The organism is Curtobacterium sp. MCLR17_045, from assembly GCF_003234405.1.
GTDB classification, from domain to species: Bacteria; Actinomycetota; Actinomycetes; order Actinomycetales; family Microbacteriaceae; genus Curtobacterium; species Curtobacterium flaccumfaciens.
Genome location: NZ_QKTB01000002.1, coordinates 15,343 through 34,478, shown reverse-complemented (window position 1 = coordinate 34,478; position 19,136 = coordinate 15,343). Strand labels below are relative to the sequence as shown.

15 protein-coding genes are annotated in these 19,136 nt (G+C 72.6%); 2 read left to right on the top strand and 13 right to left on the bottom strand.

Annotation, left to right across the window (positions count from 1 at the left end):
• Positions 1-6 precede the first annotated feature (6 nt).
• The 11 genes from DEJ05_RS02295 to DEJ05_RS02245 all read right to left on the bottom strand — a co-directional run bounded on the left by DEJ05_RS02295 (position 7) and on the right by DEJ05_RS02245 (position 11,084).
• Complete coding sequence (locus tag DEJ05_RS02295; protein ID WP_111109630.1) at positions 7-1,146, bottom strand: nucleotide disphospho-sugar-binding domain-containing protein; 1,140 nt, start codon at positions 1,144-1,146, stop codon at positions 7-9.
• A gap of 22 nt (positions 1,147-1,168) precedes the next feature.
• Positions 1,169-2,539, bottom strand: coding sequence for an FtsX-like permease family protein (locus tag DEJ05_RS02290; RefSeq protein WP_111109629.1), 1,371 nt, complete (start codon positions 2,537-2,539; stop codon positions 1,169-1,171).
• Between the two features lies 1 nt (position 2,540).
• A complete protein-coding gene (locus DEJ05_RS02285) occupies positions 2,541-3,275 on the bottom strand; it encodes an ABC transporter ATP-binding protein (protein WP_111030393.1) in 735 nt (244 codons plus the stop codon).
• Positions 3,272-3,964: a hypothetical protein gene (locus tag DEJ05_RS02280; protein WP_111054332.1), complete on the bottom strand. Its 693-nt coding sequence runs from the start codon at positions 3,962-3,964 to the stop codon at positions 3,272-3,274. The genes DEJ05_RS02285 and DEJ05_RS02280 overlap by 4 nt, the downstream gene beginning before the upstream one ends.
• A gap of 129 nt (positions 3,965-4,093) precedes the next feature.
• Positions 4,094-6,919 (bottom strand): LuxR family transcriptional regulator, encoded by a 2,826-nt coding sequence (locus DEJ05_RS02275; protein ID WP_220036999.1) that lies wholly within the window; start codon positions 6,917-6,919, stop codon positions 4,094-4,096.
• 72 nt (positions 6,920-6,991) lie between these two features.
• Positions 6,992-7,507 (bottom strand): MarR family winged helix-turn-helix transcriptional regulator, encoded by a 516-nt coding sequence (locus DEJ05_RS02270; RefSeq protein ID WP_111030391.1) that lies wholly within the window; start codon positions 7,505-7,507, stop codon positions 6,992-6,994.
• Positions 7,508-7,601: 94 nt separating this feature from the next.
• Positions 7,602-7,958 carry a nuclear transport factor 2 family protein gene (locus DEJ05_RS02265; protein ID WP_244993449.1) on the bottom strand — a complete coding sequence of 119 codons (357 nt, stop codon included), beginning with the start codon at positions 7,956-7,958 and terminating at the stop codon, positions 7,602-7,604.
• A gap of 60 nt (positions 7,959-8,018) precedes the next feature.
• The gene (locus DEJ05_RS02260; protein ID WP_181440628.1) at positions 8,019-8,510 is read right to left on the bottom strand and encodes a nuclear transport factor 2 family protein; all 492 of its coding nucleotides are present in this window, start codon (positions 8,508-8,510) and stop codon (positions 8,019-8,021) included.
• Entirely contained in the window at positions 8,503-9,462 is a 960-nt protein-coding gene (locus tag DEJ05_RS02255) for an alpha/beta hydrolase (protein ID WP_111030389.1), read from the bottom strand. The genes DEJ05_RS02260 and DEJ05_RS02255 overlap by 8 nt, the downstream gene beginning before the upstream one ends.
• A gap of 82 nt (positions 9,463-9,544) precedes the next feature.
• The gene (locus DEJ05_RS02250; protein WP_111087479.1) at positions 9,545-10,492 is read right to left on the bottom strand and encodes an SDR family NAD(P)-dependent oxidoreductase; all 948 of its coding nucleotides are present in this window, start codon (positions 10,490-10,492) and stop codon (positions 9,545-9,547) included.
• Positions 10,485-11,084: a type 1 glutamine amidotransferase domain-containing protein gene (locus tag DEJ05_RS02245; RefSeq protein WP_220035445.1), complete on the bottom strand. Its 600-nt coding sequence runs from the start codon at positions 11,082-11,084 to the stop codon at positions 10,485-10,487. The genes DEJ05_RS02250 and DEJ05_RS02245 overlap by 8 nt, the downstream gene beginning before the upstream one ends.
• Positions 11,085-11,173: 89 nt before the next feature.
• On the opposite strand from DEJ05_RS02245, the gene DEJ05_RS02240 reads away from it, so the two are divergent.
• Entirely contained in the window at positions 11,174-11,542 is a 369-nt protein-coding gene (locus tag DEJ05_RS02240; protein ID WP_111038941.1) for a helix-turn-helix transcriptional regulator, read from the top strand.
• A gap of 10 nt (positions 11,543-11,552) precedes the next feature.
• On the opposite strand, the gene DEJ05_RS02235 is transcribed toward DEJ05_RS02240, so the two are convergent.
• A complete protein-coding gene (locus tag DEJ05_RS02235; RefSeq protein ID WP_111109628.1) occupies positions 11,553-12,299 on the bottom strand; it encodes an NADPH-dependent F420 reductase in 747 nt (248 codons plus the stop codon).
• A 33-nt stretch (positions 12,300-12,332) separates the two neighbouring features.
• Positions 12,333-17,804 carry a discoidin domain-containing protein gene (locus DEJ05_RS02230; RefSeq protein ID WP_111109627.1) on the bottom strand — a complete coding sequence of 1,824 codons (5,472 nt, stop codon included), beginning with the start codon at positions 17,802-17,804 and terminating at the stop codon, positions 12,333-12,335.
• A 150-nt stretch (positions 17,805-17,954) separates the two neighbouring features.
• On the opposite strand from DEJ05_RS02230, the gene DEJ05_RS02225 reads away from it, so the two are divergent.
• The gene (locus tag DEJ05_RS02225; protein WP_181440627.1) at positions 17,955-19,109 is read left to right on the top strand and encodes a low temperature requirement protein A; all 1,155 of its coding nucleotides are present in this window, start codon (positions 17,955-17,957) and stop codon (positions 19,107-19,109) included.
• Positions 19,110-19,136: the final 27 nt, after the last annotated feature.

The following is a 19,136-nucleotide window of genomic DNA, read 5'->3' as shown; positions in this document are numbered from 1 at the left end:
CCGTCGTCAGGCGACGCGCTCGACCCGTTCGACGAGCTCCCTGACGGCGTCCGTCGCGCTCGGGCGCTGCGCGGTCTCGTCGCTCAGTCGCCGTGCCGCGGCGAAGTGACTGCGCTCCGCGAGCATCCGGTGCACCGCCGGGCCGACCGCCGACGGCTCGTCGACCACGACCGCGACACCGGCCTCGGCGGCACGGGCAGCGTTGATGAACTGGTCCGCGCCCTGCGGGAGCAGCACCATCGGCACGCCCACGCTGGCCGCGGCGAGCACCGTGCCGGCACCGGCCGCTGCGACGACCAGGTCCACGCCCTCGAGCAGCTCGCGCATCGGGCGGAACGGCACGAAGTGCACGTGCTCGCTGTCGTCGAGGCGCTCGCCGATGACCCCGACGGTCGCCACCAGGTCGGCCTCGTCGGGCTGGAACCCGTCGAGGATCGCCGTCAGCAGCGCGGCGTCGCCGAAGACCGTGCCGAGGGTGACGAGCACCCGCGGTCGTCCTCCGCGCGCCGAGACCGGTGCGAGCGGCTGCTCGGCGGCGGCGGTGTCGGGTCGGCTGTGCGGTTCGGAACGGAACGGGATCGTGACGGGCGGCTGCGTCCACCCGGGTGCCTGCAGCGACACCGGCGTCGGGTCGAGCAGGGCGATGGGCGGGGTGGGCACCACTGCTCGCTCGGCGTAGCGGGGGAGGACGAGCTCGGCCATCGGGCGGCGGAACTCCTCGGGGACCTCGGGGCCGAAGGCGACGATCGCGTACGGCACGCCGAGTTCCGCGGCGACGAGCGGTCCGACCAGGTCGACGGCGTCCGCGACGACCACGTCGGGCGCCCACCCGCGCGCTGCGCGCACGGCGTCGTCGACGGTCAGGTCGACGCGGGTGCCGGCGAAGAACTCGGCGACGGCCGCCGGCTCGGGCCGGTTCGCGGGGTCGCTGCCGGGGATGCGGCGGGCCACTTCGGAGAACAGGTCGGGAGGCATGGGTCCGGCCGCCAGGACCGGCACCGTGGGCAGTTCGGTCGCCAGGGGCTCGCGCATCCCACCACTGGTGAGCAGGGCGGCATCGTGGCCGGCCGCCTGTGCGGCACGGGCGAGCGGGACGAGGGGCAGGAGGTGTCCGAGTGCGGGGACGCCGGAGAAGAGGATGCGCAAGAGGGGTCTTCCTGGTTCGGGGTCAGTCGGCGGCGAGGACGAGCGGGATGCTGCGTCGGCGTCCGGTGACGAGGGGGATCGTGCCGGCGGCCACCATGAGCACGAGGCTCACGAGGGCGGCCGGCAGGGCGGCCTGCAGGCCCAGGTGGGGCTGCGTGCCGGGGACGGTGACCGCGAGCGCGACGGCTTGTCCGCAGGCGGTCAGCACGAGGACGACGGCGGCGACGAGGACCGCGGTGCCGACGAGGATGACGGACTCCCACGCTGCGCGGGCGAGCACGGTGGCGCGGGACCCGCCGGCGGCCTCGACCAGCGCGGCCTCCTGCTCGCGGGTGCGTCCGGCCATCAGGACGGTGGCGGCCGCGCCGAAGAGCGACACGAGCAGCGGCCCGCCGAGCATGAGCAGGACGCTCTGCACGTCGAGTCCACCACCCGACGACGACCCCGTGGTCCGGTGCACGGCGTCACCCAGGGTGTCGAAGCCGGCGAAGATGCTGCCGGGCAGGGCGATCGTGATGACGAGCGCGCTCACCGTGGCGCTGCTCCGGTCGACGAAGAACGCGGCGGCGTTGCGTGCGAGGAACCACGATGCCGATCGGTGCGTGGGCACCACCGCGGTCCATGCCCGGAGGGCGACCGGGAACACCGCGTGGCCGATCGCGGTGCAGGCCGCCGTCAGGAGCGGCCCGATCAGCAGCACCTGGCCACCGGTCCGGACGCCGGCGTCGACGATCGAGCTGGTCAGGAGCCCGGCGAGCAGCAGTGCGACGGCACTCGCGGCCCAGCGGGTCCAGGTCGTCCGGGTGCGGACGGACTCGGGCTCCCGCAGGACCTCGATCGGGCGGACGAGACCGGCTCGGCGCGACGGCCGGAGACTGCTCAGGACGACGACGAGCGTCACCGCGAGCACGACCGTGACGGCGCTGGTCGGTCCGAACCCTTCGTCGAGGTCCCGGAGCCCGTCGGACTCCGACAGCCCGAAGTGCAGGAACGCCGGCACGAACGGGGCCACGACGAGGCAGCCGATCGTGCTGCCGACCAGTGCCACGACGGCGAGCTGCAGCCGGACGACGACCGTGACCGTGCGGGACGGCACCCCCACCAGCTGCCAGAGCGCGTAGCCCCGCCGCTGCAGGTCGATCGTCAAGCGGGTGACGCTGCCGAGGACGGCGGTGACGGCGATGATCGTCAGCACGACGACGAGCGAGGCGAGCGTGGCGAGGCCGCCGGCCCGGAGCAGGTCCGTCGGCCTGCCTGACCCGATGATCGCGAAGCCGGTCTCGAGCATCCCGGCCGCGATGGCGGCAGCCGCCGCGGTGGCTGCGCTGACGACGAGTGCGCCGATCCAGATGCCGGCGTTCTGCCGCAGGTCGCTCAGGACGAGTCGGAGCACGTCAGGCCTCCTGCGCGGCGGCGGTCAGTGCTTCGAGGACCGCGGCGGCGTCCGGGTGCGCCAGCTCGCGGTGCACGGCCCCGTCGCGCAGGACGAGCACACGGTCGGCACGCGCAGCCGCTTCGAGGTCGTGCGTGACCATCACCACCGACCTGTCACCGTCGGCCACCCGGCGCAGCAGGTCGAGGACCGCGTCACCGGCGGTGGTGTCGAGCGCGCCGGTCGGCTCGTCGGCGAACACGACGTGCGGTTCGGACGCCAGGACCCGGGCGATCGCGACCCGCTGCTGCTGCCCGCCGGACAGCGCGCCCGGTCGGTGATCGCCGCGGTCGGCGAGTCCGACCGAGGCGAGCGCCGCGTCGACCTGGTCCGCGGAGACCGGCCGGTGGGCGAGGCTGGCGGGCAGCGCGATGTTCTGCCGCGCGGTCAGCGACGGGATGAGGTTGAAGGACTGGAACACGAAGCCGACCGTCGAACGGCGGAGTGCCTGCAGTTGCTTCGGTCGGAGGGTCTCGAGGCGTTGCCCGGCGATCGACACCGATCCGCTGTCGTAGGGCTCGAGGGCGGACAGGCAGTACAGCAGCGTCGACTTGCCGGAGCCGCTGGGGCCGACGACGGCGACGAACTCGCCCGGCAGCACGGACAGTGAGACACCCCGGAGCACCGGGACCCTCGACTGTTCCGGCCCGGGGAACGACTTCGTCAGGTCGTGTGCCTGCAGGAGGGGTTCGGTCATGGTGTCAGTCCGTCTCGTTCTCGTCGTCGTTCTCGGGTGTCGGACCGCAGGATGCCGAGGACCCGCGCGTACCGACGCTCCTGGTAGACCCCGTGCACACCGGCGAGCAGGACGGCCGTGACCACCCCGGTCGCCAGGGACCCGGACGGCGCCCACGTGCTCGCGGTCAGCAGTGCCGCCCCGGCACCGGCGACGATGCAGTTCACGACCGCGATCGCGCTCGACAGCGTGAAGAACACCCCGCGCCAGGACAGCCGGAGCCCGATGTCGAGCAGCTCGTTCGGCGCGATCCGGTCCTCGGGCACCGGGAAGTACCGCCGGGCGCCGGGCAGGATCGTGCCGTACCAGCGGCGGATCCGCTGCATCGCGGCGAGGGCGACCACGTCCTCCAGCGAGGTCTGGACGAGTCGCTCGTAGGTGAAGACCCCGAGCAGCACGACGACCGGGATCACCACGGCGAGGTAGCCCGTGGCGAAGTCGGTGTCGGCCAGGAACCCGAACGCCACCAGGGCGCTCGACAGTGTCGTCAGGTAGATCGCTGCCCGGGTCGACGACTCCGAGACGGTGATGCCGCGCGCGGTCTGGAGCACGAAGTGCTCGGTCACGAGGGCCGTGAAGAACGCGCTCGGCGCGTCCGGCAGCCGCGCAGCCGCGTGGTCGGCGGTGTCGTCGGCGGAGCCTTCCGGCATGGGCGCCTCCCGGTGGTCGTCGTGGTCGCGACCCGATGCCGGGTCGCCGCCACGAGGCTCGCAGCTGGTCCGCCCACGGTGCATCCGTTGCGTGACGTAACCCGTGCCTCCAGGTCGTCGCCCGGTGCGTCAGTCCGTCGGACCGGACGCCGCCAGCGCGGCCGCCAGCTCGGTGCGACTCGTCACGCCGAGCTTGGGGAACACCTTGTACAGGTGGGTGCTGACGGTGCGGTGCGACAGGTAGATGCGGTCCGCGATCTCGCGGTTCGTCATGCCGGCGGCGGCGAGCCGCGCGATCTGCAGCTCCTGGGGTGTGAGCCGTTCGCGTGTCGGCGCCGTCGTGCTGTCGGCCCGTTCCGGGGCCTCGCCGGCTGCGCGGAGTTCCGCCGCGGCGCGGGCGGCGAAGCCCGCGGTGCCGGCGGCGTCGAACGCGTGGAGCGCCTCGCGGAGGTGCAGCCGAGCCTCGACCACCCGACGCTCGCGGCGGAGCCACTCGCCGAACAGCAGCTGGGTCCTCGCCAGTTCGACCGGGGAGTCCGCGAGGCGGCCGGCCTCGATCGCGCGGACGTAGAGGGACTCCGGGTCCGCGCCGCCCGCGCCGTCGGTGTCGGTTCCCGTCGAGTCCGTGCCCTCGGCGAGCAGGGCCCGGCTCCGCACGACGAGGGCGGTCAGGTGCGCGGACCCGGTGGTACGGGCGACCGCCTCGGCCTCGGCGAGGTTCTCGACGACCGAATCGGGTCGACCGCCCCGGACCGCGGCCTCGGCGCGGTCGGCGATCGCCCACAGGGACCGGGTCGCGTGGACGGTCATGTGCGTGAACTCGATCTGGGCGTCCCGGTGGCGCCGCTGACCGAGGGCGACCAGTCCCGCTGCCCACCGCGCGTCGGCGCTGGCCAGGGCGAGCCGCCCGCCGTGCGCGAACTCCGAGCCCTCGCGCAGGGCGGCCAGCGCGGCCTCGTCGTCGCCGAGCAGGGCGTGGCCCCGGGCGAGCGTGGCGTAGGCCATCCCGGCGATGAGCGGGAGCTGGACGTCGCGGGCGATGCGGACGGCGTACTCGGCGTCGGCCAGACCGTCCCGCACCCGCCCGCGCAGCATGAGCACCGTCGCCCGGCCGCGGAGCGCCTGGGTCTCGTCGGCGACGGCGCCGAGCTGGTGTGCACGCTCGTACGCCAGCTCCCAGCACGTCAGCGCGGTCTCGAGGTCCTGCTGGGACTCGGCTGCGATCGCGAGGGACGCCATCGCGAGCGGCTGCTCGGTGAGCTGCGGCACCAGGTGTGCGAGTTCGGTGCGCAGGTGGTGGGCGGAGCCGAGTGGCGCCAGGACGGCGAGGGCCACCGACTTCAGCGGGCTCGCCGAGCGTGTCGCGAGCAGGGCCGCCTCGATGTCCTTCCACTCCGATCGCGGCAGGTTGCGGCCGCGGGCGTTGAGGGCCGCCGCCCAGAGCACCCGCACGAGCCGGTCCGCGTGCTCCGGGCCGGCGAGCACGGGCCGGATCCGGCGGAGTTCGATGCGTGGTCGACCGGCAGCACCCGTGGTCAGGCTCAGCACCGTCTGCGTGACGGCGGTCTCGGTGACCGTCTCGGGGTCGGCGGCGAGGGAGTCGACCTGCTCCAGGAGCTCGATCGCCTCGGCCGTCATGCCGGCGGCCCGTGCGGTCTCGGCAGCCCGGCCCAGCCGACGTGCCCGACCGGTGACCCCCTGCGACAGGGTGGCCGCACGCTCGTAGGCCCGGACCGCCTCGGGGCGGGCACCCCGTTGTGCCGCGCGGTCGGCGGCGGTCTCGAGGTCGGCGGCGATGGACTCGTCCCGCTCGAACGTCGCCGAAGCCCGGTGCCAGGCGGCGCGCATGCCGTCGGTGACCACCGACGCGAGTGCCCGGTGCGCCGCGGACCGTGCAGCGGCCGAGGCGTTGCCGATCACCGCCGAGCGCAGGAGCGGGTGGCGGAAGCGCAAGGAGACGAGGTCGGTGCGGAGGAGCCCGAGTTCCTCGAGCGGCTCGAGGTCGTCGACCCCGAGGTCCATCGTGCGGGCCGCCGCCATGACGTCCTGCAGGCCGGCGTCGTCGGCCGCCGCGGCGAGCAGCAGGAACGAGCGGCTGCCGGACGGGACGGCGGCGACCTGCTCGAGGAACGCCTGCTCGAGCCGCCGCGTGGTGGGGAGCCGGGACGCGATGGTGGCCGGGCCGCCCGTGGTCCAGGTGACGGGCAGTTCGTGCAGGGCGAGTGGGTTGCCGCCGGCCTCGGCCAGCACCCGTCGCCGGACCGAGGTGGACAGGGTGCCGGCGTGGGCGTCGAGCAGGGCCTCGGCGGCGTCGTCGGCGAGCGGTCCGAGCTCGAACCGCGTGAAGCTGCACGGGGGCACGGCGTCCGGGGCGTGTCCGGTCCGGACCGCCGCGATGACGACGACCGGGGTGTGCGTGAGCCGGCGTCCCACGAAGTCGAGCACCTCGGTGGTGGACCGGTCGAGCCACTGCAGGTCCTCGGCGCGGACGAACACCGGACGGTGCGACCCGGCCTCCTCGAGCAGCCCGAGCGTCGCGGTGCTCACCAGCAGGCGGTCCGGACTCGGGCCGTCCTCGACCGCGAGGGCCGTGAGCAGTGCGGTGCGCTGGCGCGGCGGCAGGGCGGACGCGAAGGGGAGCAGTGGGTGGAGCAGCTCGTGCAGGCCGTCGAAGCCCACGCTGTTCGCCCCCTGGATGCCGGTGCAGGTCAGCACGCGGAAGCCGGTCCGCCGCGCGTGCCGCTCGACGGCGGCGAGCAGCGTCGTCTTGCCGATGCCCGCCTCACCCTCGACCAGGACCGCGGCGCCGCGCTCTGCCGCTTCGTCCTCGGCCGCCCCGTCCGCAGTCACCGCCGCGGCGTCGTCGAGCAGGCGCGTGAGGGCCGCGAGTTCGTCCGCGCGGCCGAACAGTGCACGGTCGGGGAGCGGCGGTGACACGGCTCGTTCGGCGTCCACACGCTGCCCTTCGCTCGTTTAGGTGATCTTTCACCTAAGTTACGTCGCGCTGGTGCGTGAGGGCAAGCGGAGCTAGGGGTGGTCGGCCGGTCGGGGCAGGGTGCCGTGCTCGAGCACTGACTCGTACACGCGCTCGAGCACGTCGGCGAAGCCCGCCAGCTCGTCCTCGCGCAGGTCGCTGAAGAACATGTCCTTGACGAGTTCGGTGTGGCGCGGCGTGGCTTCGCGGAGCGTCCGCCAGCCCGTGTCGGTCAGGGCGACGGCGGTGGTGCGCCGGTCGTGCTCGCTCCGACGGAGTTCGAGGAACCCGCGTTCGGCCATGCGTTTCGCGTGGTGCGAGGCACGGCTGCGCTCCCACCCGATGCGGGTCGCCAGGGCCGACATCGTCATCTCGCCGCCCGGCTCGCTCGTGAGGGCGACGAGGACGTCGTAGTCGGCGAGCGAGATGTCGCTGTCGGCGCGCAACTGCCGGTTCATCTCGTACCGCAGGCGCAGCTGGAGCTTCATGTAGGCGTACCAGGTCCGCACCTGCTCGGCGCTCATGTAGGCGTACGGGGACTCCGGGGGCACCTCGTGCTGCATCGACATCGCCCGTGTCCTCCTGCCTCGCCCACCGTCCAGACGCCCGACCATCATCGCAGGGTGCGTGACACTGCGGCGGGTCGGGCGTCTGCGGGTGGGTTCAGCTGGTCAGCAGCGTGTAGACCTTCGCGATGCGGTCACCCTCGACGAAGCAGATGTCCATCCCGGACACGACGGGCGGCGCTCCCTCCGGTCCGAAGTGCCAGGCGAGGTACCCCATCCCGTGGTTCTCGTAGACCGGGCCGGCCGGCGAGAACACGAACCCGGGAGCCTCGTCGAGCAGGCGCTGCGCCTTGGTGTGCAGGGCGTCGTGGCCGGTGACGACCTCGTCGGGGTCCAGGAACTCGACGTCGGGGGCGTAGGTCCGCTCGATGGCGGCGCGGCGGCGGTCCGGGTCGCGTTCCCCGAACACCTCGAACAGGTTGGCGTGCATGAGCGATTCGAGCGGTTGCGACATGGTGTCTCCGTCGGTGGTCGGTGGTCGGTGGTCGGTGTCGGTGTGCGGTGGCGGTCTCAGTCACGTGTGCGACGGGGACCGGTCGGTCCAGTCGAAGACCAGGTCCCGGTGCCCGATCGCCCACCCGCCCTCGACCCGGACGAACCGGTCGAGGTAGCGGATGGCCATCGTCAGGAGCACCCGCTCGCCGCCGTCGTGCAGGACGTGGAACGCGACGCAGTACGTCTCGCCGTCGGCGGTGTCGGGTCCCGTGAACCGGATCATGGACTGACCGTTGAGGTACGTCGTCACCTCGTACCGGGCGATCAGTCCGGCGAACGTCTCGGCCAGGTGCTCCCGACCGTGGATCGTGTCGACCGGCTCGTGCGAGGAGGGGTCGCCCTCGTACAGCGCGACGACCCCGTCCTCGGTGAACACGGACGCCTCGAGCACGGCGTCGCGTCGGTCGGCTCCGCGGGCGTAGGTCGCCAGCAGTGTCCGGATCTCCTCGCGCGCGACGAGCGTCTCGAGCGTCTCCGGGGTGCTCGCGCGGGCACGCTCCTGCTCAGGCAAGGGCGGCACGGAGCGACGCGGTGGCGAGCATCAGCGCGTGCTTCGCGGCCTCGGTGTCGTGCAGTGCGTTCACCATCACGAAGTCGTGGACGATACCGCCGAAGCGGGCGTTCGTCGCCTTGACGCCGGCTTCGCGCAGGCGTGCCGCGAAGGCCTCGCCCTCGTCGCGGAGCACGTCGGCCTCACCGGTGATGACGAGGGTGTCGGGCAGCGTCGCGAGCACCTCGAGCGGTGCGCGGAGCGGCGACACCGTGGGCAGGGCGCGCACGGCCTCGTCGGTCGTGTACTGGTCCCAGTACCACTGCATGCCGGCACGGGTGAGGAAGTAGCCCTCGGCGAACTCCTCGTACGAGCCGGTGTCGAACGCGGCGTTCGTCACCGGGTAGAAGGCGACGAGCTTCACGAACTCGACGTCCCCGCGCTCGGCGGCGAGGAGCGCCAGGGCGATCGCCATGTTGCCGCCGACCGAGTCGCCCGAGACCGCGAAGCGCGAGGCGTCCAACCCCTTCTCGCCGCCCTCCTTGACGACCCACTGGGCTGCGGCGTAGGACTGCTCGAGCGCGACCGGGTGGCCGACCTCGGGGGAGCGGTCGTACTCCGGGAACACGACGGCGGCGTTCGACCCGATGGCGAGGTCGCGCACCAGGCGGTCGTGGGTGTGGGCGTCGCCGAAGACCCAGCCGGCACCGTGCACGTACAGGATCACGGGCAGGTTCGCGGTGGTGCCGGCCGGCTTGACCAGGCGGATCTTCACGGTGCCGGTGGGACCGCCCTCGATCTCCAGCCATTCCTCGTCGACCTCGGGCTTGAAGATCGGGGAGTCCTGCACGGAGTCGACCGCCTTGCGTCCCTCGGCGGGCGGCAGGTCGTTCAGGAACGGCGGGTTCGACGTCGCGTCGACGAACTCCTGGGCGGCGGGCTCCAGGGCGATGTGCTTCGGGTTTCCGGTCATGGTGGGCTCCTCGTGGGTCGCTGGTGACGGATGGTGCGTGGCGTGCTCCACGCTGACAGGAGGCCCGTCCCGGCAGCATCCGTCAGGTGACGTATCCGGAACCCAGCGTCCAGAGCCGCTCCGCGGCACCGTGGTCCAGCGCGTACCGCGCCACCCCGCGGTCGTGGCCGGTGCCGTCGTCGAGCACGGGCGACTCCTGGTTGTCCTCGAAGTACCGCCCGGTCACGCCGGCGACCAGCGGGGAGGCGACCAGCAGTGCCGACGTCGCCGCGCCCTGCGCCGCGGTCTTGAAGAACGGCTGCTCGATCCGGTTGCCGTCGTCGTCGAGTGCGCCCATCGCCCGGAGCGTCGCGTCGTCGAGGTGACGCTGCAGCCGGGTCGTGATCCAGCCGGGCATGACCGCGTTCGCGGTGACGCCGTGCTCCGCCCAGCGGTCCGCGACGCCCACCGCGAGGAGCACGTCGGCCGTCTTCGACTGCGCGTAGGCGGCCCACCGGTCGTACGGACGCACGGCGAAGTGCGGGTCCTCGAAGTGGAACGGGGAGCGCAGGTGCGCGGTCGAGCTCACCGTCACCACCCGGGCGGACCCGGCGGCGAACAGGTGTTCCCGCAACCCGAGCAGCAGGGCGAAGTGGCCGAGGTGGTTCGTCGCGAGCTGCATCTCCCAACCCGATGCCGCGAGTTGCTTCTCGGGCAGGGCCATCACGCCGGCGTTGGCGACCACCCCGTCGACCGTGCCCTGCCACGCGTCCGTGAAGCGGCGCACGGAACCGAGGTCGCTGAGGTCGAGCGCACGCGGCACGACCAGGCCACGGGCCTCCAGGTCGGCGAACGCCGCGTCCGCGCGGGCCGTGTCGCGCACCCCGACGACGACCTCGGCTCCGGCACCGGCGAGGGCGCGGGCGGTCTCCGCGCCGATGCCGGAGGCGCCGCCGGTCACCAGGTACCGGCGGCCGTGCAGGTCCACGTCGGCGAGGACGTCGGCCGCGGTGGCGGACGCGGAGAAGGGGGTGCGGACGGGATCAGACATCGTCGCGTTCCGTCCGTGCCGTGGCGAGCCGCTCGAGGATCCGGGCCAGCTGCTGCGGCATGTCGCCGGGCTTCCGGGCGGTGACGAACTGGCCGTCCTCGACGACCGGCTCGTCGATCCAGGTGCCGCCGGCCGCACGGACCTCGTCGGCGACCTCGCGCCAGGACGTCAGGCTGCGTCCGTCGACCAGCCCGGCGGAGGCCAGGACCTGGGGTCCGTGGCACACGGCACCGATGAGTCGGCCCGTGGCGGCGAAGTCCCGGAGGAACGCCAGGGCCTCGGGGACGGTCCGGACCTCGGCCGGGGCCAGGCCGCCGGGGATGAAGACCGCGTCGTAGTGCTCGGCGGTGGCGTCCGCGACGCGCTGCAGCCCGGTCCGCAGGGACAGGCCGACGTACCCGGTGACGGTCCCGCCGTCGGGCGTCAGGACGTCGACGTCGTAGCCGGCCTCGACGAACCGGTAGTAGGGGTAGAAGAACTCGACGTCCTCGACGCGGTCCGCGGTGACGATCGCGATGCGGCCGATGGGCGGTCGGTCGGCGCGGATCGCGGCACGGTTGTCGGTGACGCGGGGGTCGGTGGTGGTGGGCACGGTGGTCACTCCTTCGGTTCCGAGGTCGTTGCCTCGGCTTTGTTTGACAAGCATCAAACCATTGAGATCATTCCTGATAGGTTTGATGCATGTCAAACGAAGAGTCGAAGGTCGGGCACGACCCCTTCCCGCTGCCCGACGTCGACGACCTCGAACTCGTTCGGGTGCTCCGGGCGGCCGGTGACCCCGCGCGACTCGTGATCATCGAGCGACTGTCGGACGGCGACTACCACCCGTGCAACCTCACCGACTACCGACTCGACATCCACAAGACGACGCTCTCGCACCACTTCAAGGTGCTGCGCGAGTCCGGACTGACCCGGACCCGTGTGACGGGACGCGAGCACGCCGTGCAGCTGCGCCGGGACGCGCTCGAGGCGCGCTGGCCCGGGCTGCTCGACACCCTCGTCGCGGCTGCGGTGCGGGACGACCCCGAGGCGCAGGCGGCGCCCGGGTGACGGCGGCGGGCTAGCGGCGAGCCGCTGCCGCCAGAGCGGCGGTCATGCCGGCCCGGTCGTGCCGCACGCCGTACGCCGGCTGGTCGCGTTCGTACCGCCAGCCCTCGCTCAGCGGTCCCACGTCGACCACGTCGAACCCGAACCGGTCGAGCAGCTCGGTGACGACGGCCTTCGCGTCCGCGTCGTCCCCGGCGACGGTCAGGGCTCGGCGCCCCGGCGTTCCGGCGGGGGACCCGTCCGTGGTGACGTCGGCGGCGCCGAGGTTGTTGAACGCCTTGATGACGCGAGCATCCGGCAGCGACTGCTGGAGCAGCTCGGAGGTGGTCGGCACCGCGCCCTGCTCGAGCTCGTCCACCGGTCCGAAGAACTCCGGGTAGTAGTTGCCGGTGTCGACGACGACCTTGCCCGCGAACGCCTCGGCCGGCAGGTCCCGGTAGCCGTTGATCGGGATCGAGACGACGACCACGTCACCGGCCCGGGCGGCGTCGGCGACGGTGGCTGCTCTGGCACCGGGGGAGAGCTCGTCGATCAGGGACTCGAGCGTCTCGGGCCCGCGGGAGTTCGCGAGGACGACGTCGAGACCGACGGCGATCGCGCGGCGGGCGATCTGCGCGCCGACGTTGCCGGCGCCGATGATGCCGAGGGTCTCGAGGGGGGTGCTGGTCATGGTCCGTGCTCCTGACGTGGTGCGGGTGGTGTCCCGCCAGGATCCGTGGTCCGGCCGGTCGGGGGCATCCGTCGGACGACGTAACCGCACCGCGGCGGCGTCGTCCGACGGGTGCTGCCCCGGCTACCGGATCTCGAGGTCGTACAGCGAGTAGCCGTACGGGGTCGCCCGTTCGACACCGTGCACGCGGACGTACCGCCACGAGCCGTCCAGGGCGTGCCGGTCGGTCCCGCCGTCACCGTCGGTCTCGGTGGCGAGCGTCGTCCACCCGTCGTCGTCCGCGTTCCGCGCCTCGATCCGGTAGGAGCGTCCGAAGGCGTCCTCCCACCGGAGCACCGCGCCCTGCAGCCGGTGCGGTGCGCCGAGGTCGACGGCGAGCCACTGGTCGTCGGTGTGCCCGCTCGCCCAGCGCGATCCCGGGTCGCCGTCCACGGCGTTCCGTGCGGGGACGCCGTCGCCCTCGTCGGCCGATGACGACACGGTCGCCCGTCGTGCCAGGTCCGGCGTCGGTTCGCCCTGCGTCGAGGTGACGCGGAGGTCCCAGAGGGAGACACCGAACGCGGTGTGCCGGCGGTCTGCGACGACCCGGACCCAGCGGCCGGTGACGTCGTCGCCCTCCAACCGGTGGGTCACCTCGCCGCCGGTCCCGTGGGCTTCTTCCGCGACGGTCCGCCAGGGGGCGTCTTCGTCGTCGCGGACCTGGACGCGGTAGGCCTCGGCCCACGCGGCCTCCCAGTCGAGCTGCACCTGGTCGATCGGCACGACCTGCCCGAGGTCGACCGCCAACCACTCACCGTCGCGTGCTGCGCTGGCCCACCGGGTCCGGTCGTCGCCGTCCACCGCGTTGCCGCCGGACAGGTCGCCGCGCTCGTCCGACGAGGTGGTGACGGGCTTGCCGGCGGCAATGTCACGAGAGCGGGCGGGTGCCGTTCCGCCGTCGTCGTCACCGTCGGTCGCCTCGGCGAGGGTCGTGACGGTGGCCGTCCCGGATGCTCCTGGCACCGTGGCCGTGACCGTCGCGGTCACACCGCCCTCGGCCGCTGCGGTGACGACACCGTCCCGGTCGACCCCGCCGCCACCGTCGACGGTCCACTCCGGACGGTCCGCGGCGAGCCGCCCGCCGAACCCGTCGTGGTCGAACCCGTAGGCCGCCATCCGGACCGTGTCACCGGTGCGGACGGTCGCGCTGCGCGGTGCGACGAGCACGTCCTCGACGTCGACGGTCGAGGCCGCCGGGGTGCCGGACACGTGCACCTCCCAGATGGAGTACCCGTACCCGGTGAGGCGGTCGGTCAGGTGCAGGCGCACGAACCGGGCGGTCTCGCCCACGGCTACCGTGTCCGCGTCGGCGGTGGTCTTGTCGACGGTCCGCACGTCGCGCCAGGGGTCGTCGGCGGTGTCCCGGACCTGCAGCACGTACCGTGCGGCGGCGGCGTTCTCCCAGTCCACCCGCACGGTGTCGACGTCGGTCAGCCGCCCGAGGTCGATCGTGTAGTCGACCTCGTCCACACCGTGCGCGCTCTCCCACCGGGTGCTGCGGTCCCCGTCGACGGCCTTCCCGGCGACGTTCCCGCCGTCCGAGGAGCTCGCGTCGACGTCGGCAGCCGCTGCGGCGTCGGGGATCGACGTCACCGAGGCGACGACCGCCGAGCCCTCGACACCGCCACCGGTCGCGACGACGTACCCGGAGCCCGCGGCGGTGGTCGTCACGGTGCCGTCGGTCCCGGCGCTTCCGGCACCGGTGAACGACCAGGTGACGTCGGCGGGCAGGGCCGCCGGGTCGCCGTACTGGTCGTGGCCGGCGGCACGGAACCGCTGTGGCGTCCCGACGACGAGCCGGTCGAAGCCGGGCGTGACGTCGAACCCGGTGAGGACCGGTGCCGGTGCGACCCGGAAGGCGTACGACCCGTGCACCCCGCCGATCGTGGCGGTGACCGTCGCCTGCTCCGCGCGCTCCGATGCGCGGTGGAGGCCATCGGCGCTGATCGTGCCGGTGTCGGTCGACCAGGTGACCTCGTCCAGCGCGACGGTGGCGCCGTACTGGTCGTAGCCGGTGGCGGTGAAGGTCGTGGTCGCGCCGGGGACGATCGTCTTCGGGGCGCCCTGGGTGGAGACGACCACCTCGGTGAGCCGCGCGTCCAGGTGCGACGTGATCTGCGTCTGGGCCGGGACCGCGATCTGGCCGATCACCTCGGTGCCTTCGTAGACGTCGTACGTGTGCTGCACGGTGTCGGGGTTGTCGAGCACGTAGCTGATCGTGCCGTCCGGTGCGCGGAACACCTGGCTGAGCGGGTCCGAGGTGTGCCGGTCGGTGACCTCGGTGCCGACGGTCCGGTTCGACATCGCCTGGTGGTAGACGAGGCCAGCCATCGACTGTCCGGTCACGGCCGGGTCGTCGGCGGCCCACAGTGCGGCGTGCACGTCGGCGTAGGTGTCCGGGTCGTACTGCCCGAGGAACCCGAGCACGACGTTGCCGAGGGCGTCACCCATGCCGCTGAACACCCGTGCGGCGTGCTCGGTGTCCTCGCCCGGGGTGTGGTCGGTGAGGTCGACGCCGTACAGCTGGTCGATGGTCGCGGTGTCGGCGCGGAAGTCGTCCACCAGGAACGGCATCAGCGGGGACGGCGTGGGCCAGTCCTGGGGCTTCCGGTCGGCGGTGGGACCGTCGAGCTCAGTGGGCACCAGCGAGTCGGGCAGGTTCTCCGGGGTCCAGTACCGGTCCGGGAACACCACCCGTCCGTCGTCCTCCACGCTCACCAGCAGGGTGTCGGTGGCCGGGACGTACAGGGGGTTCGCCGCGGTTCGTCGGGTGATGTACCCGGGGTGGTTCGTCTCGACCGCGCGGATCGCGTCCTGCAACTCACCGATCGCGGCCGGGCGGTCGCGGGTGATCTTCACGTCGCCGTAGCTGCCGACGCCCCACCACTTCTTCGTGAGCATCTGGATGCGTGCCGCGTTGCCGTCGGTGACGCCGGCCTGCCCGATGGACTCCGGGCGGGCGGCCATCATCTCGCGCATCAGGGCCTTCGAGAAGCCCGGGTCCCAGCCGAAGTAGTCGAACCACGGGGCGATCGGCATCCACTGGATGCCGGAGATCCAGGCGGGGTCGCCGGAGAAGTACGTGGCGTGGGCCTGCCCGGAGTCGAACAGGATCCCCGCCTGCCCGTGCTCGTACTCGTCCGGGAACGCGCCGTTGCCGTCGTACGACGCCGAGGCGGGGTTGCCGCGGACGTTCTGCCAGTAGTCGCGGACGGCCGCGCGCTCGGTGACGTACTGCACCGCACCGGCGGCCTGCATCTCCTCGTCGCCCAGGACCGAGCCGAGCAGGAAGAGCCCCGCCTCGGACTGGATCGCCTCGGACGACGACTCCTGGTTGTTGCCGCCGGGTGACGACACGCCGCCGGCGTTCGACCGGCCCTCCCAGACGCCGAACGTGCGCATGTGCGGGAACCGGGCGTCGTCGCGGTCCCAGTTCGCGTACTGCTTCGCGACGAGCGTCGCCATGCCCTGGTACTTCGCGGCCCACTCGTGGTCGACCCGGCCGAGCATCGCGGTCGCGACGGCGAAGTACCCGTAGTGGAAGTGGTTGTCGTTGAACTGGGCCGACCCGTAGGAGTCGGCGAACCCGATCAGGGCCTTCCACGTCGGGTACATCGCGAAGAAGTGCTCCGCTTCGCCGTCCGTGTACGTGTACCAGTCGGTCAGGGCGCGCTCGAGGGTGTCCTGCAGCGTCCGGGCGTCCTCGGTGGCACCGATCTGCCGCGCGATCGTCATGTACTCGGCGAGCTGCAGGACGTCCTTGCCGCCCCAGTAGGTGTCCCCGCCGTACGTCGTCTTCGCGGCGTAGTCGTGCAGGTACTCGCGCATGACCTGCTCGGAGTACGGGTCGTCGCCGACCGCCTCGGGCGTGGCACCGATCGGCGTGATGCCCGTGAACGCGTAGTCCAGGGTCCAGCCGTCGTGGCCGACGGTGGTCCGCATGGTGCCGCGCGGGGTCTCGTAGGTGGCGCCGGTGAAGCGCAGGTTCGTGGTGGCGTCGGCGTACTGGTGCTGCAGCCAGCCCTGCACGGTGTCGTGGTCGTCGCCCTGCAGCGTGTCGGTGCGGATCGACCACTGCTGGCGGACGTTCGCCGCCGCCGGGTCGTACGAGTACGTCATCGTCGTGTCACGGGGGACCGCAAAGGCGGTGCGGTGCAGGTCGTCGAGGGACAGCCCCTGCTCGGGCACCGCGCTGAGCACCAGGTAGGGCGTGCCGGATGAGACCTCCAGCGCGTTCCCGACACGGGTGAAGGTCGTCCCGTCGGGGGCGTGCACGCCGAAGACGTGGCCGTCCTGGCGGATCTCGAACCGGTCCGTCGTCACCGGCAGGTCGAGCGGTTCGCCGTCCCCGTCGGTGATCTCGGCACCGTCCTGCAGGGTGAGGCGCGGGGTCATGCCGTAGAACTCGAACCACTCGTACGGCGAACCCTGCACGCTCGTGACGTCCATGTACTGCCCGCCCGGGCCGTCCTGCGGCATCCGCCAGCTGACGTTCCAGTCGCCCCAGCGGAGCGCATCGGCCTGCTTCGCCCGGAATGTGGTCGCGAAGCGGTCAGCGAGGCCGTCCGGGGCGTCGGTGAGCAGGACCTGGTCGACCAGCACGTGTGCCCACCCGGCACGCAGGTCATCGACGATCCGCAGCTGCGCGGACTGCCCTCGGTGGGCGGAGACGTCCCAGCTGTCCCAGCGCAGCTGCTCGCTGTCCGTCCCGGTGCTGCTCGCCACGACGTCGCCGTCGACCAGGAGCTGCACGGCTTCGTGGTCGGGGTGCCGGCCACCGCCGACCAGGAACGCCAGGGTCGAACGGTCGATCGTGAACGCCGGCGAGGTGAGCGTGCCGGTCGCGCCGTCGCCGTCCTCGTCGCTGAACGAGTTCAGGAAGCGTCCGCCGAGCCACCCGGAGACCGCGCTCTGCCCGCTGGCCGTCCCGGTGGCGGTGGCCGTGAAGGCGTCACCGGTCGCGGTCCAGCCGTCGGGCAGGCCGTCCTCGAAGTCGGCGAGGGTGCGGTCGCTCGCGTCGGGGGTCGGCTCCACCGTCCCGCCCACCGTCACGGGGGACTCCAGGCGCATCGCCGTGCCGTCGTTGTTCCACCGCGTCGGGATCGTGAGCTTCGTGCCCGCGGCACTGTTCGACGAGACGAACGGGTACGCCCACATGTCGCCGGAGTACTTGCTGACCAGCAGGTCCGTCCACCACTGGTTCGTCGGCACCGGCTCGCCGGCCTTCGACGGGTCGATGTACAGCTCCTGGTCGAGCGTCTTCCGCACGTCCGCGATGTCCGTGATCTCGTCCGGCGGGGCCGGCGCGTAGGAGCCGGAACCCACCTGCACGCCGTCCGCGGCCGGACCGACGCGGGACGAGCCTCCAGGGTCTTCCTGTGGTGCGGCCACCGCAGCGGTCGGATCGGCCGGTGAGCGCGGGGTGTCCGAGGTCGCGGCGTGCGCCGGGGTGACGGCGAACGCGAGCAGCGTTGTGGCGGTCAGTGCGCCGGCGGTGGCGCTGACGGCCGCTCGGCGGAACGACCTGGGACGGACGGCGGGACGCGGTGAGGTCACCGGGACTCCTGTCGGAGGGGTTCGGCCGGACACGACGTCCACGGCCGAGACGGGCTGGTCTGGTGGTGCGGGGCCTGCACACGGACAGATCGGCAGGGCCGGTCCCGCCGTCAGCAGTCCGCGTTCTGGGGATGCCCTACCGTTGGCCCCATGCCGACCATCGGACTGCGCCGGATGGTGCCGCGTGACCCCGACCAGCGACACCGTGCCGCGAGCCCGCTGGAGCTCCTGTTCGACCTGGTGTTCGTCGTCGCGGTCGGTTTCGCCGCGACGAACCTGCACGAGATCGAGCTCGAAGGACACGTCGCCTCCGCCGTCCTGGCCTACGGGCTGGTGTTCTTCTCGATCTGGTGGGCGTGGATGAACTTCACCTGGTTCGCCACGTCGTTCGACACCGACGACTGGCTCTACCGGGTGATGACCTTCGTGCAGATGGCGGGGGTGCTCGTCCTCGCCGCCGGGGTGCACGCGGCCATGGTCGAGAACGACTTCACGATCGGCGTCATCGGCTACGTTGTCATGCGGCTGGCCCTGGTCGGGCAGTGGATCCGCGCCGCCGCGTCCTCCACCCGGTACCGGCGGACAGCGATCCTGCACGCCGTCGGCATCACGGTCGTGCAGCTGCTCTGGGTGGTCTCACTCGCCCTGCCCGACGACGTCTGGGGGTACGCCGCACCGTTCCTCGTGCTCGCCGAGCTGTCCGTGCCGATCTGGGCGCAGACCTCGACGGGGACGGCCCCGTGGCACACCCGGCACCTGGCCGAGCGGTTCTCCCTGTTCACCCTCATCGTCCTGGGCGAGGGACTGGTGGCGTCGGCCGGCGCGGTGATCGACGCCCTCGCGCACACCGAGCACCTCGGAGCCCTGCTGGCGCTCGCCGGGTGCGGGCTGGTGATCACCGTCGGCATGTGGTGGATCTACTTCTCCCGTGAGCAGCACGCACACATCCGCTCGCTGCCCACCGCGCTCGTGTTCGGCTACGGCCACTACTTCGTCTTCGCCGCCGCCGGTGCCCTGCCCGCCGGCATCGAGGTCGCCGTCAGCGCCGCCGCCGGACACGTCGCGCTGTCGTCCGCCTCGGTCGCCGCGACCGTCGCGGTGCCGGTCGCGGTGTTCGTGCTGTCGATCTGGGCGCTCGCGATCCGGCCGTCGCTGTCGGCACGGGCCAACGCCGTCGTGGTGGCCCTGGTGCTCGTCGTCCTCGCGTCGATCGCGGTGCCGGCGGTGTCGCTGCCGGTCACGGCGCTCGCCGTGGTGGCGGTCGTCGTGACCCTCGAGGTCGCGTCCGCACGGACCGACACCTGACGCACTGACGGACGGGAGGCACGGTGC